13 protein-coding genes are annotated in these 14,949 nt (G+C 71.6%); 4 read left to right on the forward strand and 9 right to left on the reverse strand.

Going from position 1 to position 14,949, the window contains the following annotated elements; all coding sequences use genetic code 11:
• Positions 1-15: 15 nt before the first annotated feature.
• Positions 16-552 (forward strand): hypothetical protein, encoded by a 537-nt coding sequence (locus OG202_RS44805; protein WP_327726361.1) that lies wholly within the window; start codon positions 16-18, stop codon positions 550-552.
• A 220-nt stretch (positions 553-772) separates the two neighbouring features.
• Here OG202_RS44805 and OG202_RS44810 read toward each other — a convergent pair whose 3' ends face one another.
• A complete protein-coding gene (locus OG202_RS44810; protein WP_327732037.1) occupies positions 773-1,675 on the reverse strand; it encodes an aminoglycoside phosphotransferase family protein in 903 nt (300 codons plus the stop codon).
• Between the two features lie 372 nt (positions 1,676-2,047).
• Here OG202_RS44810 and OG202_RS44815 point away from each other — a divergent pair, with 372 nt between their 5' ends.
• A complete protein-coding gene (locus tag OG202_RS44815; RefSeq protein WP_327726360.1) occupies positions 2,048-2,542 on the forward strand; it encodes an HAD domain-containing protein in 495 nt (164 codons plus the stop codon).
• A 107-nt stretch (positions 2,543-2,649) separates the two neighbouring features.
• Here the strand turns inward: OG202_RS44815 and OG202_RS44820 are convergent, their stop codons facing one another.
• The 7 genes from OG202_RS44820 to OG202_RS44850 form a co-directional block, all read right to left on the reverse strand.
• On the reverse strand, positions 2,650-4,803 hold the full coding sequence (locus OG202_RS44820) for a beta-galactosidase (protein ID WP_327726359.1): 2,154 nt from the start codon (positions 4,801-4,803) through the stop codon (positions 2,650-2,652).
• A 49-nt stretch (positions 4,804-4,852) separates the two neighbouring features.
• Complete coding sequence (locus OG202_RS44825; RefSeq protein ID WP_405895910.1) at positions 4,853-5,782, reverse strand: carbohydrate ABC transporter permease; 930 nt, start codon at positions 5,780-5,782, stop codon at positions 4,853-4,855.
• Entirely contained in the window at positions 5,779-6,657 is an 879-nt protein-coding gene (locus tag OG202_RS44830; RefSeq protein ID WP_326573874.1) for a carbohydrate ABC transporter permease, read from the reverse strand. Before OG202_RS44830 ends, OG202_RS44825 begins: the two co-directional genes overlap by 4 nt.
• 1 nt (position 6,658) lies before the next feature.
• The gene (locus tag OG202_RS44835) at positions 6,659-8,050 is read right to left on the reverse strand and encodes an ABC transporter substrate-binding protein (RefSeq protein WP_327732035.1); all 1,392 of its coding nucleotides are present in this window, start codon (positions 8,048-8,050) and stop codon (positions 6,659-6,661) included.
• 366 nt (positions 8,051-8,416) lie between these two features.
• Positions 8,417-9,559 carry a LacI family DNA-binding transcriptional regulator gene (locus tag OG202_RS44840; protein ID WP_327726358.1) on the reverse strand — a complete coding sequence of 381 codons (1,143 nt, stop codon included), beginning with the start codon at positions 9,557-9,559 and terminating at the stop codon, positions 8,417-8,419.
• A gap of 167 nt (positions 9,560-9,726) precedes the next feature.
• On the reverse strand, positions 9,727-11,394 hold the full coding sequence (locus tag OG202_RS44845; protein WP_328224590.1) for an amidohydrolase: 1,668 nt from the start codon (positions 11,392-11,394) through the stop codon (positions 9,727-9,729).
• Between the two features lie 88 nt (positions 11,395-11,482).
• Positions 11,483-12,865, reverse strand: coding sequence for an APC family permease (locus OG202_RS44850; protein WP_327726356.1), 1,383 nt, complete (start codon positions 12,863-12,865; stop codon positions 11,483-11,485).
• Between OG202_RS44850 and OG202_RS44855 the strand changes: the two genes are divergently transcribed.
• Both OG202_RS44855 and OG202_RS44860 read left to right on the forward strand, forming a co-directional pair.
• Positions 12,858-13,121: a hypothetical protein gene (locus tag OG202_RS44855; protein ID WP_327726355.1), complete on the forward strand. Its 264-nt coding sequence runs from the start codon at positions 12,858-12,860 to the stop codon at positions 13,119-13,121. The two genes, OG202_RS44850 and OG202_RS44855, sit on opposite strands and share 8 nt — an antisense overlap.
• A gap of 126 nt (positions 13,122-13,247) precedes the next feature.
• A complete protein-coding gene (locus OG202_RS44860; protein ID WP_326573866.1) occupies positions 13,248-13,940 on the forward strand; it encodes a TetR/AcrR family transcriptional regulator in 693 nt (230 codons plus the stop codon).
• A 123-nt stretch (positions 13,941-14,063) separates the two neighbouring features.
• Here the strand turns inward: OG202_RS44860 and OG202_RS44865 are convergent, their stop codons facing one another.
• Positions 14,064-14,303, reverse strand: a complete 240-nt coding sequence (locus OG202_RS44865) for a hypothetical protein (RefSeq protein WP_327726354.1) — start codon at positions 14,301-14,303, stop codon at positions 14,064-14,066.
• Positions 14,304-14,949 lie beyond the last annotated feature (646 nt).

Raw genomic sequence — 14,949 nt, forward strand, 5'->3', positions numbered from 1 at the left:
ACGGGGGAAGGCTCGGTGGAGAACGAGGACGGCCTTCACAGGGATCTGTTCGACGACGAGCCGGCCTCCGACGCCCTGGTCCAGTGGGCCCGCCACGGAGGGCACGGCGGCACCGTCCGGCCGCTCGCCCCCCGCTGGCGGCCGACCGGAGTGAGCGCCAGTGGGGCCCTGCTCATCGCGGTACTGGTCGCCCCGCGCCCCGGTGCCGTGGTGGTCAAGGTGTCCACCGCCGAACAGGCCGGCGAGGGGCACACCCACGCCCGCGCCCAGCGGACGGCACCGGACCGCGTCGCCCCGCTGCTCTGGACGTGGCCGGTGGGCGACGGGCGCATGCTGACGTTCCAGTCGCCGGCCGGCGAGAGCCTGTACGACGTGGACACGATGGCGTACCTGGGTACCCGCGAACTGCCGGACGCCTGCGCCTTCGTGACGCGGTGGCTGTTGACGGAGTGGAACGACGGACCGGCAGTCCGGGAAACCGTTCCGACGACCCTCTCGACGCTCCTGCGCGGCGAACTCGGCGCGCTCACCAGGTCAGAGCTTGTTTCGTGAGCGCGCGCACGGGCGGGTGGGAGCCTTCCGGAAGGCCGTCGGCCCAGGACTCTCGAACCACCGCCGCATCGCGGCCCCGGGCCCGTCGGGGCGGCGTACGCCCTCGTTCCCGGCGGACCGGAGGTCCCCGATTTCGGCGTGCGGGCGCACGACGACTCCCGATCGCGTGAACTGCAACCGCGCTTGAGGGGCGTCACGAACCGACGTCGTCGCTCCGCGCCTACACCAAACCGTCTCTCAGCACACGATCGAGCGCTGCCCGGCCCGCGGGTCCCCATGTCGGCTTGCCGCCAGGAAGTCCCCGGTCCCCGTTCTGGCCCATCAGCATGAGGAACAGGCACTTCATCGCAGCCAGCCCGCGGGCGCGCCGGATCGTCGCCTCGTCCGCGTGCGCGTACACGTCGAAGAAGCGTGAGGCGGCGCCCGCGGGAAGGATCACCCATGCGGCCGCGAGGTCCCATGCCGGATCGCCGGCGAACAGGGCATCGAAGTCGATCACGCCTGAGAGCGTCCCGTCCGAGACGACGACATTCGCGGGATGAAGGTCACCGTGCACCCATACCTGCGGGCCTTCCCACTCGGGGGCCGCGACGGCGTCGTCCCAGACGGCCCGGACCTCGTCGGCGATGTCGCCGGGTGCGACGGCTCGAAAGAAGTGGTCGAAGCCGTCCGTGCACTTGTCGGGATGAGCGCCGCGGTCCGAACTGGCCGGCGCCTCGGCGGGAGCCTCCACGTGGAGCGCCCTGAGGAAGCCCGCCAGATGGTCGGCCGCGTGGTCGCCGCAGCTGATCGAGGTGTGGTCCAGTGGCTCGCCCGGAACCCACGTCATGATGGTCCAGGGCTTCGGGAAGCGGGCGGACGGTTCACCGATCCGTACAGGCCGGGGGACCGGGAGCGGCAGGCGCGGAGCCAGGACGGGCAGCCACCGGTACTCCTTGCGCAGGAGGTCCGGGGCATCTTCTGTACGCGGCATGCGCACAGCCAGGTCGTCCCCAAGGCGCCACATCTGATTGCCCCACCCACCCGCCACTTCGCGGATGGCCAGCCCCGCAAGGTCCGGATGCTGCTCCCGCAGCAGGTCATGGACCAGGCCTGCGGTGATCTTGATTTCGGAATCGGTCATGCGAAGCCACAGTACTGGGGCGCCGTGTTTCAGGGATGAGAAACCCAGCGGCCTCCGTCCCGAGGGGCCCGGCTGGTACACCACCCCGACCCTGGCGTACGCCGAGGAGCTCGGCTGCGAGATCCGCCCGGTCGAGGCGTATCTGCGTCGCGACACGGGCGCCTACCTGGACCCGTGGCACGACCGGCTCAAGAACGCCTACCTCACCACCAGCGAACGGGCTCGCCAGGTCTGCCGATGGTCGTCACGCGTGACATCGCGGCGACGCGGATGCGGGCCGAGCGGGCCGAGCGGGCCGAGGTGATCTGATGCCGATCGCCGTCGAGTGCCGACCGGCGACCTGCCGCGCCGGAAAACGGAGAAGATGCGGTCATGACCGATCACCCGAGGTCCCCGCTGCTCTTCCTGGACGTCGACGGAACCCTCCTGCCCTACGGCGGAGCGCGACTTCCGGCAGTCGCCGAAGAGTGGGACGCCTGGCAGCACACGTCGAATCCCCAGCTGGCGAAGATCGACCTCAGTCACGGTCCACGTCTGCTGGGACTGCCCTGTGCGCTGATGTGGGCCACCGCGTGGATGGACGACGCCAACGCGGTCATAGCGCCGCTCCTCGGGCTGCCGGAGCTTCCGGTCGTGGACCTGCCGGAGGAGGACGGCACGGACCTGTTGCACTGGAAGACCCGAGCCCTGGTCCGGGCAGCCGCCGGACGCCCGTTCATCTGGGTCGACGACGAGATCACCGACCTCGATCGCGCCTGGGTGTCACGGCATCACCGAGGGCGGGCCCTCCTCCACCGCGTCGAACCCGAGGTCGGCCTGACCTCTGCGGATTTCACCGTGCTCCAGGAGTGGTTGGGCGGCGCCTGACAGGAGCCGCCGCCACGCCGTCGTCAGGCGGTCGCCGCCCGCATCGGCTGAAACCCCGTCGAGCCACCGAGCGGGGAGGGAACCGGAACGGTTGGCGGCCCGCCGCCTCAGGCCTCGGAGGTGGTGGAGGGGTTGGTGGAGACGAGCACGCGGACGTCCCACGGCCCGAGTTCCAGCGGCGCTCCCGCCGGGAGGGACGTGCCGGTCAGGACGTCGGCCAGGGACGCCGGGACGGGGACGCGCGCGGGCTCCCAGGCCCAGTTGTGGACGATGTGGACGCGGCGTCCGTCGGGCGAGGTGCCGGTCGTGGCGGTCACGGACGGCGGGAGGTCGCCCCAGGCGTGCCGGGCGGACGGCGTGAGCCACTCGGCCAGTGCCCGGCCGAGATCGCGGCCGGGGACCGTGCCGACGCAGGTGACCCGGCCCGCGCCGTGGCGGCGGGTGGTGACGGCGGGCCAGCGGCCGAAGTGCGGGTGGTCGTAGGTGACGAGCACGTCGGCGTCGGTGGCGGTCAGGCCCTCCGCCCAGCGTGTCGCCGTCGCGCTCTCGGGGAGGCGGAGCGGCCCGCCCGGGACCGGCCGTACGGGCACCTCCCGCGCGAGGTTGCCGAACTCGTCGTAGCCGACGCCCGCGGCCTCGGTGAGGCGCCCGGGGGCCCGCTCGGCGCGGGCGCGGGCCTCGTGGTCGGCGTAGCCGGTGCGCGGGCCGAGGACGAGGTGGCCGCCCGCGTGGGCGTAGGCGGCGAGCCAGTCGAGGGTGGAGTCGGCGGCGATGTACAACGCCGGGACGACGAGGACCGGGTGGCGGCGCACGGCCTCCTCGGGGGAGAGACCCTCGCGCTCGCCGCTCGGGTCGTGCAGCTGGCGGGCGTGGACGATGCGGACCTGGCGGCCCGCGTCGAAGGCGCCGCGGTAGAAGGGGTCGAAGATGCGGTGGTAGGCGGTGGGGTCCGGCTCGCCGTCCGGCTTGGCGAGCGGCGGGTACTTCTGCATGAGCCACTTGCTGGGCGTCGAGTACACCATCGTGATGTCGGAGTCCGGTTCGAGTCCGGCGACGAGGGGGCCGGCCGCCTCGAACTCCGCGCCGAGGCGGGCGAGTTCGGCGTACGTGCGGCCGGGCTGCCCGGTGTGGGGGAGGATGCCGCCCCAGTAGGTCTCGGCGCCGAAGTGCAGGGTGTGCCAGTGCCAGTACTCGATCATCCGGGCGCCGCGCGAGACGAGCGCCCAGGCGGCCTGCCGCCACTGGCCGTCGTAGCCGGGGCGGTTGTCCCAGGCCATGCCGATCGAGCCGGCGTTGGTCTCGGTGACGAGGAACGGCTCCTGGCGGGAGGAGAACATCCAGTCGGCGGTCTGGTAGAGCGACCACACCCCGGTGGTCTTCCACTTCTGCTCGTGGTCGTCGGGGGTGGGGTCCGGCAGAAGGAGTCCGTCCTGCATGTCGTAGTAGGGGTTGCCGGAGGCGATGTCGAGGCGGTCGGTCAACTCGTCGTCCTCCACTCCCTGGCGGGTGTAGGAGATGCAGGTGGTGACGAACTGCTCCGGCCCGGCGTACTCGCGGACCAGGTCGGCCTGCCAGCCGATGAACTCGGTGACCTGCCGGGCCTGGAACTCCCGCCAGGCCACGTCGTACTGCGGCTGTTCGTTGCCGTCCGGCGTCCACAGGTCGGCCCAGGTCGACAGCCGGTGGGACCAGTAGACCAGGCCCCATTCGCGGTTGAGGGTCTCCACGTCGCCGTACTTCTCGCGCAGATGGTCCACGAAGCGCTGGAAGACACCCTGGTTGTGGAAGAGGTGCAGACCGGGCTCGTTGTCGACCTGGAAGCCGATGACGGCGGGGTGATCGGCGTACCGGCCGACGACCTTGCGGATGATCCGCTCGGCGTGGAAGCGGAAGGCGGGGTGGGTGAAGTCGACCTCCTGCCGGGCGCCCCAGCCGATGCGCTCACCGGTGCGCCGCTCGCCCGTGATCTCCGGGTACTGGCGGGCCAGCCACGGCGGTGCCGCGTACGTCGGGGTGCCGAGCACGACGGAGATGCCGCGTTCGTGGGCACCGTCCAGGACGGGCTGGAGCCAGTCGAGGTCGAACTTCCCGTTCTCCGGCTCCCAGGTGGACCACACCGACTCGCCGACCCGGATGACGGAGACATGCGCGTCGGCCATCAGGTCCAGGTCGGTCTTGAGGCGTTCGGCGGGCCGTTCGTAGGGCTGGTATTCGTGGTAGTACGCGGCGCCGAACAGGACGCGGGCAGGCAGAGCCGCCATGAAGGGAAACCTCCGGGTCGGTGGGGGAGAGGTACGAGGGCTGCGTGCCCTACTGCTTGACGCCGCCGGTGGCCAGACCACTCTGCCAGTACCGCTGCAGCATGAGGAAGGCCACGACGAGCGGGACGATCGAGATCAGAGAGCCGGTCACGACCAGCGCGAGCATGTCGCTGCTGGCGCCGGCCCCGCCGTTCTGCGCCTGTGCGGCCCAGGAGGCCAGGCCCACGGTGATCGGGTACAGATCGGGGTCGTTGAGCATGATCAGCGGCAGGAAGTAGTTGTTCCAGGTCGCCACCAGGGTGAACAGCAGGACCGTCACCACGCCGGGACCCATCAGCCGCAGCGCGATCCGGAAGAAGATCCTGGCCTCGCCGGCACCGTCGATGCGGGCGGCCTCCAGAATGCTGTCCGGGACGGCGTCCTCGGCGTAGACGCGCATGAGGTAGAGACCGAAGGGGTTGACCAGCGAGGGCAGGATGATCGCCCAGGGGGTGTTGGCCAGGCCCGCCTGCGCGAAGAGCAGATAGGTCGGGATGGCCAGCGCGGTGGTCGGGACCATGACGGCGCCGAGGACGAGGTTGAAGGCGGCCCGGTCGCCGCGGAAGCGGTACTTGGCGAAGCCGTACCCGGCGGCGGCCGCGAGCAGCGCGGCTCCGACCGCGCTGACTCCGGCGTACATGACCGTGTTGAGCAGCCAGTGCACGAAGACGCCGTTGTCCGCGCTGAAGGTCGCCTTGATGTTCGACAGCAGTTGGGGGGCGTCGGAGAACCACAGGCCGAAGCTGTTGAAGAGGTCCTGGGTGCTCTTGGTCGAGGCGATCAGCAGCCAGAACAGCGGAAGGAGGAAGTAGGCCAGGGCGGCCAGCATGGCGATCGTCAGCGGGGTGCTGCGACGGGCCGGGCGGCCCTTGCGGTGTGCGATGCGCGCCGGCTTCTTCGCCGTGGCGGTGACCGTGGGCGCCGGGGTGGTCGTCGTCACGGGGTCCTCCTGCGGTTCGCGGTGAGCAGGACGCCGTAGGAGGCGATCACGATGACGAGGCCGAGGAGGAAGGACACCGTGGCCGCGTAGTTGACCTGCTGGCCGGTGAAGGCGAGCGTGTAGGCGTAGAGGTTGGCGGTGTAGGAGCTGCTGATGACGTCCGGGGCGATCTTCATCAGCAGGTTCGGCTCGTTGAACAGCTGGAAGCTGCCGATCACGGAGAACAACAGCGTGAGCAGCAGGGCAGGGCGGAGCGCGGGGAGTTTGATCGACCAGGCGATGCGCCAGGCCCCGGCGCCGTCCATCGCGGCCGCCTCGTACAGCTCATGGGGGACCGTACGCAGGGCGGCGTACAGGATGATCATGTTGTAGCCGACGAACTCCCAGGTCACGATGTTCGCCAGACTGCCGAGCATCCAGCCTTCGCTGAGGAAGGCGGGGGCCGGCAGGTCCAGGTTCCGGCTCAGCTGGGCGAACGGGCCGAAGTCCGGGCCGTACAGATAGCCCCACATGAGCGCGGCGACCACGCTGGGTACGGCGTACGGGACGAAGATGCCCAGCCGGATCACGCGCGACAGCCGTAGCAGTCCGCTGTCGAGTGCGAGGGCGAACAGCAGGGCGAGCAGCAGCATCACGGGGACCTGGACCACGAAGAACAGTGCGACGCGGCCGACTCCGTGCAGGAACTGGGAGTCGCCGAAGGCCTTGACGTAGTTGTCGAGGCCGACGAAGACCGTCCCGCCGATCAGGCGCTCCTGGAAGAGGCTGAGGTAGGCGGCGTAGCCGAGCGGGGCGAGGAAGAGCAGGAGGAACAGCACCAGGAACGGTGCGACGAACAGTGGTCCCGCCGAGCGGTGACGGCGTGCGGCGGCCATCTCAGCTCCCCTTGACGGTGAAGCCCTGGTTCTTGGCGTACGTGGTCAGCCGTGACTGCCAGGTGCCGAGCGCGCGGACGGTGTCGGTCTTGTCGGCGAGGGACTTGCCGACGGTCTCGGTCCAGTCGGTGGCCGCCTGGTCGAGGAACGGCGGCCACTGGAAGGAGGGGTCCACGGTGGCGCTGATGTCGGCGAACAGCTGGTTGACCTTCTGGCCGCCGTAGAAGGACGGCGCGTCCGAGACGAACTCCTTGTCCGTGAGCAGGGCCTTGGTCGCCGGGAAGAAGAACTGCTCGGTGGCGAACATCCTGGCGCTCGCGGGGTCGGTGTTGAGGAACTGCGCGAACACGGCGGCCGCGATGGGGTTCTTGGTGGAGCGGATGACCGCGGTGGTCGAGCCGCCCCAGTTGCCCGCGCTGGGCTTGGCGGCGTCCCACTGGGGGAGCGGGGCCGCGCGCCACTTGCCGGCGGTGGCCTTGGCCGAGCCGGAGAGGAAGGCCGGGCCCCACGCGGCGGTGAGCCAGGTGGCGTACTTGCCCTTGTTGAGCCCGGCGTACCAGCCGTCGGTGAAGTCCGGGTCGACGCTGATCACGCCTTCCTTCGCCAGTCCGCCCCAGTACTCGCCGAGCTTCCGGGAGGCGGCGTCGTCGACGCTGATGGTGATGTCACTGTCGCCGGAGGTGGCGTACGGTTCGGCGCCGGCCTGCCACTGCAGGCCGTGCCAGGCGGCGGGCTGGTTGGCCGCGAGGTTGGTGAGGTAGACGTCGGGGTCGGCCTTGTGGAGCTTGCGTGCCGCTTCGGCGAACTCGTCCCAGGTCTTGGGGACTTCGATGCCGTGCTTGTCGAAGATGTCCTTGCGGTACAGCATGCCCATCGGGCCGGTGTCCTGGGGGATCGCCCACACCTCGCCGTCGCTGCCGCTGACCTGGCCCCAGGTCCAGTCGACGAACTGGTCCTTCAACTTGTCGGCGCCGTACGGCCGCAGGTCCAGCAGGCTGTCGGTGATGGTGAACGTCGGGATGGCCTGGTACTCGATCTGCACCATGTCCGGTGCCCCGCTGCCCGCCTTCAGCGCCGTACGCAGCTTGGTGTACTGCGGGGTGCCCTGGCCGGCGTTGACGACCTTGACCTTGATGGCCGGGTACTTCTTCTCGAAGAGCGCGATCTCCTTGGCGATGTTCGGGACCCAGGTCCAGAACGTCAGCTCGGTGGGCGTCTTCATCGCCTTGTCGATGTCGGCCTGGCCGACCGGCTCGGCGGAGCCGGAGGAGCCGCCGGAGTCACCGCCGCCGCAGGCGGTGAGGGCGGCCCCGAGCGACAGGGCACCCGTCGTGGTGAGGAACAGCCGACGGCTCATGGAGGAGGAAGCGGCTGTGAACGTGTTTCTGGACATGGTGAACTCCGGCATGTGGCGAGGGTGGCGGCACGCCTGATGAGGACGTGCGGAAGTGTGTGATGCGAAGGGGCGGACGACGACCGGGCTCGAACGCCGACGTGGTCGCCGATCGCGTCCTCGTGTACGGAGCCGACGACACACACCGAGCGCTGCGGGCACGGCGGGGATCGTGGCCGGGGAGAGAGGGGCGAGGGTGTCCGGGGCAGGTGCGGGGACGCGGCTCCGGGCACACCGCTGGATACGGGGGCGGCCCTACGGCGACTGCGTGCGGGGCGCGCCGGGGCGGGGCGTGACGGGTACAGCGGCTCGTTCAGGGGTCACGCGCCGGCCGTGCGTGGTGCTGTCCGGGCGGGCAGGTGGCGGTCAGTGTCGTGGGGCGGCGCCTCCGTACGGAACGGGCGGGGCGGATGTGGCCCCTCGGGGGCGGGAGGCGGTGCGCCGTGCGCGAGCCGGGGTCCTCCGGCTGGGCGGTGGCGCGGTCGAGGCGCGGACGACAAGGTCGACCGGTGGGTCGCTCGGCGGCAAGGGGTCCGCGTCGGGGTTCTCGATGGCGTGCACGAGTCGCTTGAGCCCCTCCTGCGCCACGGCGTCGAACGGCTGCCGCACCGTGGTCAGGGGAGGTGTCACATAGGCGGCGACCGGGATGTCGTCGAAGCCGACGACGCTGACGTCCTCCGGGACCCGGCGCCCGGCCTCCGCCAGCGCGCGGATCAGGCCGATCGCCATGTCGTCGTTGGCGGCGAAGACCGCGGTGACACCGCCGTCCTCGGCCAGTTCGCGCCCGGCCGCGTACCCGGACGCGGCCGACCAGTCCCCTCGGACGACATCAGGCAGATCCCTCCCCTGGGCGGTGAGGGTGGCCCGCCATCCCTCCAGACGGTCCCGGGCGGCGTACCAGCGCTGCGGACCGGCCAGGTGATGGACCGTCGTGTGGCCCAGCCCCAGCAGGTGCTCGGTGGCGGTACGCGCCATCAGGTCGGCGCCGTCACCCGCGTTCAGCACCGCGGGCGCGGTGACGAACGGCGGGGCGCCGATGACCAGCACCGGCACGGCGACCCGCAGCGTCGGGTCACCGTCCTCTCCCGACTCGTCGATCGGCTCGGAGATGACGATGCCGTCCACGCCCTGGTCGAGGAGCGAGTCCACGGCGCCCGCGACACCCGCCGGATCACCCTCCACGGTGTTGACCACCCGGAGTGCGTAGCCCGTGTCCCGGACGACCCGCTCGACTCCCATGAGCAGCGAGGCCGGACCGTACAGAGCCGTCCCCAGCGTCACCACTCCGATGGAGCGGGTCCGCCCCGAGGCCAGTGCCCGGGCGGCGTTGTTACGCCGGTAACCGAGCCGCTCGGCGGCTTCCGTGACCCGCCTGCGCACCTCGGCGGAGACGTACGGCTCGTCGTTGAAGACCCGCGACACGGTCTTCTGCGAGACCCCGGCCAGCCGTGCCACATCCGTGCTGCTCGGCGCCGCGGGGCTGCCGCCCCGTCCCGTACCTCGCGTCATGGTTGCCTCCCGGTGACCGTACGAACCAGCCCAATGATGTCAGACATCACCTCTCTGACTGCGCTGTCATGTCTGCGTAGTCATGTCTACGCAGTCACACGGCTGTCGTCAAGAGGTCGGGACGCATCCGCCCCGACCGGGGCGTCGGGTGCCGGGAGCCTCGGGCATCACGCGTCGGGAGCCGCGTGCACGCGTTCTCCCTCCACGAAGGTCTGCAGGACCCGGGTGGCGGCGATGCCCTCGGGCGGGCCCGTGAACGGGTCGCGGTCGAGGACGACCAGGTCGGCCGCCCTGCCGACGGTGATGCTGCCGGTGAGGGCGTCGAGGTGGTTCACGTAGGCACTGCCCGCCGTGTAGGCGGCGAGGGCGGTGCCGAGATCGAGGCGCTGTCCGGGCAGGAACTCCGGGGTGCCGTCGGGGGCGTCCGGGGAGACGCGGTTGACGGCGACATGGAGGGCCTGGAGCGGGTCGGGGCTGCTGACCGGCCAGTCGCTGCCCGCCGCCAGCGTCGCCCCGGCGCGCAGCAGGTCGCCGAACGGGTACTGCCGGGCGCCGCGTTCGGGGCCCAGCAAGGGCAGGGTCAGTTCGTCCATCTGCGGCTCGTGGGCGGCCCACAGCATCTGGAGGTTGGCGGTGGCGCCGAGTGCCCGGAACCGTCGTACGTCGTCGGGGTGGACGACCTGGAGGTGCGCCAGGTGGTGGCGGGTGTCGCGGTGCCCGTTGGCGGTACGGGCGGCCTCGACGGCGTCGAGCGCCTCGCGCACCGCCCGGTCGCCGAGGGCGTGGAAGTGCACCTGGAAACCGAGCGCGTCGAGCTCGGTGACGTACTTCCTCAGCTCGCCCGGTTCGACGAAACTGAGGCCGCTGCCGTCCGAGGCGCACCCGCAGCCGGTGAGATAGGGGTCGAGCATGGCGGCCGTGCGGTTCTCGGCGATGCCGTCCTGCATGATCTTCACCGTACCGGCGCGGAACCGGCCCCCGCTCAACTCCGCGCGCCGCGCGACGAGTTCGGGGATCTGCTCGGCACCGCGTTCACGGTCCCACCACAGGGCGCCGGTGACGCGCGCGGTGAGGAGCCCCCGGTCCAGAGCCGTGCGGTACGCGGGCGCCGGGTCCGTCATGGTGGCGTACGCGCCGACGATGGCGTCCTGCCAGGCGGTGACCCCGTGGGCGTGCAGCACGGCCTGGGCGCGCAGCAGGGCGGTCAGCTGTTCCTCGGGGGTGGGGTCGGGCACCAGTCGGCCCACGAGGTGGACGGCGCCCTCCTGCAGCATGCCGGTCGGCCGGCCGTCGGCGTCGCGTTCGATGCGGCCGTCGGCGGGGTCGGGGGTGCGGGCGTCGATGCCGGCCCGTTCGAGTGCCCGGGTGTTGACCCAGGCGCCGTGGTGGTCGCGGTTGGGCAGGAAGACGGGCCGGTCGGGGACGATCGCGTCGAGGGTGGCGGCGGTGGGGGCGCCGCCGGGGAAGGCCTCCAGGGACCAGCCGCCACCGGTGATCCATTCGGCGTCCGGGTGCTCGTCGGCGTACGTCCGGATCCGCCGCAGGTACTCGGTGGGGTCGACCGAGTCGGCGAGGTGGCACAGGCCGAGTTCCAGGCCCGCGCCCTGCGGGTGCACATGGGCGTCCTGGAAGCCGGGCAGCAGCAGCTTTCCGGCGAGGTCGACGACCTCGGTGCGGGGCCCGACGAGGGCGTGCACCTCGTCGTGGCCGACGGCCGTGATCCGCCCGCCGTGCACGGCCACGGCGGTGGCGCGGACGCGGGCGGGATCGACGGTGTGCACGGGCCCGCCGGTGAGGACGAGGTCGGCGGGGCCCGTGGCCTGGGACTGCGACATGGGGGTGGACTCCGTGGAGGGGGTCGGGGCGAGGGCAGGGGCGTCGAGCGGCCGGGGTGAGGTCGCCGGCCGGGAGCGGGCGGCGGGCTCAGACGGGCGTGCGGTCCATGGGGAGGTCGATGGCCTCGGCGTCGGTGCCGCGCCCGGTGGCGAAGTACGGCGACCGGCGGACGTGCTTGGCGATCGCGGCCATGACCAGCCCCACGAGGACGATCACGGCGGGCAGGGAGAACATGAACCACCCGTTGTCGGGGCTCAGTTCGAAGTGGTCGCTCATGGTCAGGTAGGAGTATCCGAGGTAGCCGCCGAGGCCCAGCAGCACCAGGCCGGACACGCCGGGCACACCCACGGCGAGCACCGCCGTCCGCGGCCCCTCGCGCAGGGCGGACCGGAAACGGACGGCACACGCGAGCGCGGTGAGGCCGTAGTAGAGGGCCACGAGCAGGCCGATGGCGTTGACGGCGGCCAGCAGCATGTCGCTCAGCCGAGGCAGGGCGACGGCCAGCAGGGCGATCGCGGCGGCGATGGACAGCACGACGACCGTGCCGGCGGCGGGGGTGCCGTACCGCGGATGCACCCGGGTCCACACCGGGCCCATGGTGCGGTCCCGGCCCATCGCGAGCAGCCCGCGTGCCGTGGGGATCAGCGTGGACTGCACGGAGGCCGCGGCGGAGAACATCAGGGCCACCAGGGGCAGGGTGGCCCAGGGCTCGGCGGCCAGCTTCTGCCCGAGGTACGGCAGGGCCTGCGGGCCGTTCCCGATGAGCTCGGCGAGGCTCATCTCCCGCTGGAAGGCGATCGAGGCGAAGAGGAACAGGCCGAGCATGGCGAAGAGGGCGATCAGCCCGCCGCGGGCCGCGTCGCCCGGCTTCCTGGTCTCCTCGGTGACGCTGAAGGCCGCGTCCCAGCCCCAGAAGAAGAACACCGCGAGCACCATGCCCTGGGCGAAGGTGGTGCCGTCGGCGATCTCGAAGGGGTTGAACCAGGAGAGGGAGAAGGACTGCCCGCCGGTGACGAGCGCCCAGCCGCAGAACCCGATCAGCACGGCGTATTCGAAGACCAGCAGCGCGAACTGGAAACGGGTCGTGGCGCGTGTGCCGGTGACGGCGAGGGCGGTGAGGCCGAGCAGGAGCACCAGCCCCACGGCCGTACTGACGCCGGTGGACGCCGGATCGAGCGCGACGCCCCCCAGGGTGTGCAGGCCTGCCTTGTTCGCGAAGACCAGGGTGACCGAGCCCATCACGGCGCTGGTGTAGGCGCAGAAGATGACCGATCCGACGATGGTGACCCAGCCGGTCAGGAAACCGGGCCAGGGGCCGAGGGTCTTGCCGACCCAGGTGTAGCCGTTGCCGCAGTTGGGCTCCGAGCGGTTGAGGCGGGCGTAGGCGGTGGCGATGCCGAGCACAGGCAGGAAGGCCAGGAGCAGCAGCGCCGGGCCCTGCAGGCCCACGATGGTCGCGATCGTGCCCATGCCGATGGCGATGCTGGTGGTGGCGGCCGTGCTGGAGGCGGCGATGGCGACGCCGTCGACCACGCCGAGGGAACGGCGCAGCCCGGAACCCGGTCCGACGGCCGGGGCCGGGGCCGGGGCCGGGGCAGGGGCCGGGGCCGGGGCCGGGGACGTGGACGGGGCCGGGGACGAGGGCGAGGGCGAGGGCGAGGCCATGGGCGACATGGACGGTTGGGGAGGCAGGGACGGCATGAAGGGCTCCTCGTGGGGAGGGTGACGAGGGTAGAGCCGCGGCGGGACTGTGATGGAACACCTGGCATTCGTCTTGCGTCAATCCTGTTGACATAAGGGGACCGGGCCCCTTCACTGCCGGTACGCGGTCCCGACCGACAGGAGCCCCGGAATGCCCACCCGTGTCCCGCAGGAACGCAGACGCCGTCGCCCCACCCGCTCGGGCGTGCTGCTCTCGGCGGAGCTGATCGTGGAGACCGCGCTGCGGCTGATCGGCGAGCACGGCCCGGAGGCACTCAGCGTGCGCCGGCTCGGCACCGCCCTCGGCTGCGACCCCAGCGCCCTCTACCGCTACTTCGACGGCACCGACGACCTGGTGCTCGCCATCGCCGACCGCATCATCGGCGACGCCATGGCGGGCTTCGCCCCGGGGGACGACTGGGTGGCCGCGTTGCGCGAGATGGCCCTGCGGGTCCGCGCCGGCTACCTCGCCCACCCGCGCGCGGCCGCCTTCGCCTCGTACCGGGTCACCCGGCGCCCGAACGAGATCCGCGCCGTCGAGACCGGAATCGGACTGCTGCTCTCCGCGGGGTTCGGCCCGGCTGACGCGACCCGCCTGTACCTGACGTTCATCGACACCGTGCTCAGCCACGCGGCCATGGACGCGGCGCTCCAGGCACTGCCGCGGCGACAGCGAGAGGCCGACGAGCGGGCGTGGCTGGACGTGTACCAGGGGCTGGACCCGGCGTCGTACCCCGCCCTGACCAGCGTGCGGCAGGACCTGCGCACCGTGGGCGACAGTTCCTTCGAGGAAGCGGTCGACCTGCTCCTGGAGGCCCTGGCCGCCCGCGCCCCTACGGGGTGACCTCCGGGCCCGGCCTCGGCCTCCATCCCCTCTGACATGTTCGCGTTCACGCTGTTCCCGCCGCCCTGGTCCGAGCCCGTCGCGACAGTGGATGCCGGTCGGCCGGAATGCCGCGGGGCCGGCTCAGTCGCCGCCGGGGACGAGGACCAGGCCGCTCGCTCTGTGAAGGTGGTGAAGCACCCGCCGGTCGCGGTCGATCACCACGGCACTGCACGTGATGTGCGTCGGCATCGTCGTACGGCTCGTGGGGTCGCCCGCTGCGTCGAGAACTGCCGGCAGCGCTTCTATGACGGCGTTTTCGGCGGGGTGGTGCACCAGGTATGTCCGGACGAGAGCGCTGATGGCAGTTGGGGCGGGCGGCATGTCAGCACCTTTCAAGAGCCGGGGAACAGGATTCGGCGGGCTCGGCGTACGAGCCGGCGGCCGGGAGCACTCGGCTGCCGAGGCGCCGTCGTCCACAAGCCCCATGCCAACTGGGGCGCGGGACCCGTTGTGGGCGCGGGACGGGCGCCGGATTCGTAGGTCACGCGGTGCGGCTTCGCTCTCGAGCCCTGCTCCAGGAATCCGCCTTGCACGAACAGCCCGATGGCCGGGGTGGGTCCGCCTGTCGAGGGCAGGAGAGCCAACCCGCTGGTGTGGATCTTGAAGCCCTGGTCTTCTTCGCGCCAGGTCTGCCGCTTTCTGGGGAAACCGGGGCCGTTGGGATCAGCGCGGTACCCGGCTTGGCCCAGGATCTCTCGGGCGGCTGATCACCGAAGAGCCGCCGGGCCATCCACCAGTGCTCGACGTAGCCTCGACCAGGTCATCCGCCAGCGTCGGTGGCCGCCCTGCGAGTTGAGCGGCAGCCGTGAGCAGGACGAGCCGGTCGGGCTGCTGGTGTCCACCGGGGCAGTGTGCGGTGTCGCATCTCGGAGCGCGGCGTCTGCGCAGCCGTCGGCCCTCCCGTGGGGAGGACGGGAGGGACGGCGCGGCCCCGCCCAGGTGAAAGCACACGGGCGGGGCCAAGGGT

This window comes from Streptomyces sp. NBC_00310 (genome assembly GCF_036208085.1).
Lineage (GTDB): Bacteria > Actinomycetota > Actinomycetes > Streptomycetales > Streptomycetaceae > Streptomyces.

What these genes read in the sequence shown, in the direction of transcription:
- OG202_RS44810 (WP_327732037.1), bottom strand. Translation starts at nt 1,675, where the DNA reads ATGACCGATTCCGAAATCAAGATCACCGCAGGCCTGGTCCATGACCTG.
- OG202_RS44815 (WP_327726360.1), top strand. Translation starts at nt 2,048, where the DNA reads ATGACCGATCACCCGAGGTCCCCGCTGCTCTTCCTGGACGTCGACGGA.
- OG202_RS44820 (WP_327726359.1), bottom strand. Translation starts at nt 4,803, where the DNA reads ATGGCGGCTCTGCCTGCCCGCGTCCTGTTCGGCGCCGCGTACTACCAC.
- OG202_RS44830 (WP_326573874.1), bottom strand. Translation starts at nt 6,657, where the DNA reads ATGGCCGCCGCACGCCGTCACCGCTCGGCGGGACCACTGTTCGTCGCA.
- OG202_RS44835 (WP_327732035.1), bottom strand. Translation starts at nt 8,050, where the DNA reads ATGTCCAGAAACACGTTCACAGCCGCTTCCTCCTCCATGAGCCGTCGG.
- OG202_RS44840 (WP_327726358.1), bottom strand. Translation starts at nt 9,559, where the DNA reads ATGACGCGAGGTACGGGACGGGGCGGCAGCCCCGCGGCGCCGAGCAGC.
- OG202_RS44845 (WP_328224590.1), bottom strand. Translation starts at nt 11,394, where the DNA reads ATGTCGCAGTCCCAGGCCACGGGCCCCGCCGACCTCGTCCTCACCGGC.
- OG202_RS44850 (WP_327726356.1), bottom strand. Translation starts at nt 12,865, where the DNA reads ATGGGCACGATCGCGACCATCGTGGGCCTGCAGGGCCCGGCGCTGCTG.
- OG202_RS44860 (WP_326573866.1), top strand. Translation starts at nt 13,248, where the DNA reads ATGCCCACCCGTGTCCCGCAGGAACGCAGACGCCGTCGCCCCACCCGC.
- OG202_RS44865 (WP_327726354.1), bottom strand. Translation starts at nt 14,303, where the DNA reads ATGCCGCCCGCCCCAACTGCCATCAGCGCTCTCGTCCGGACATACCTG.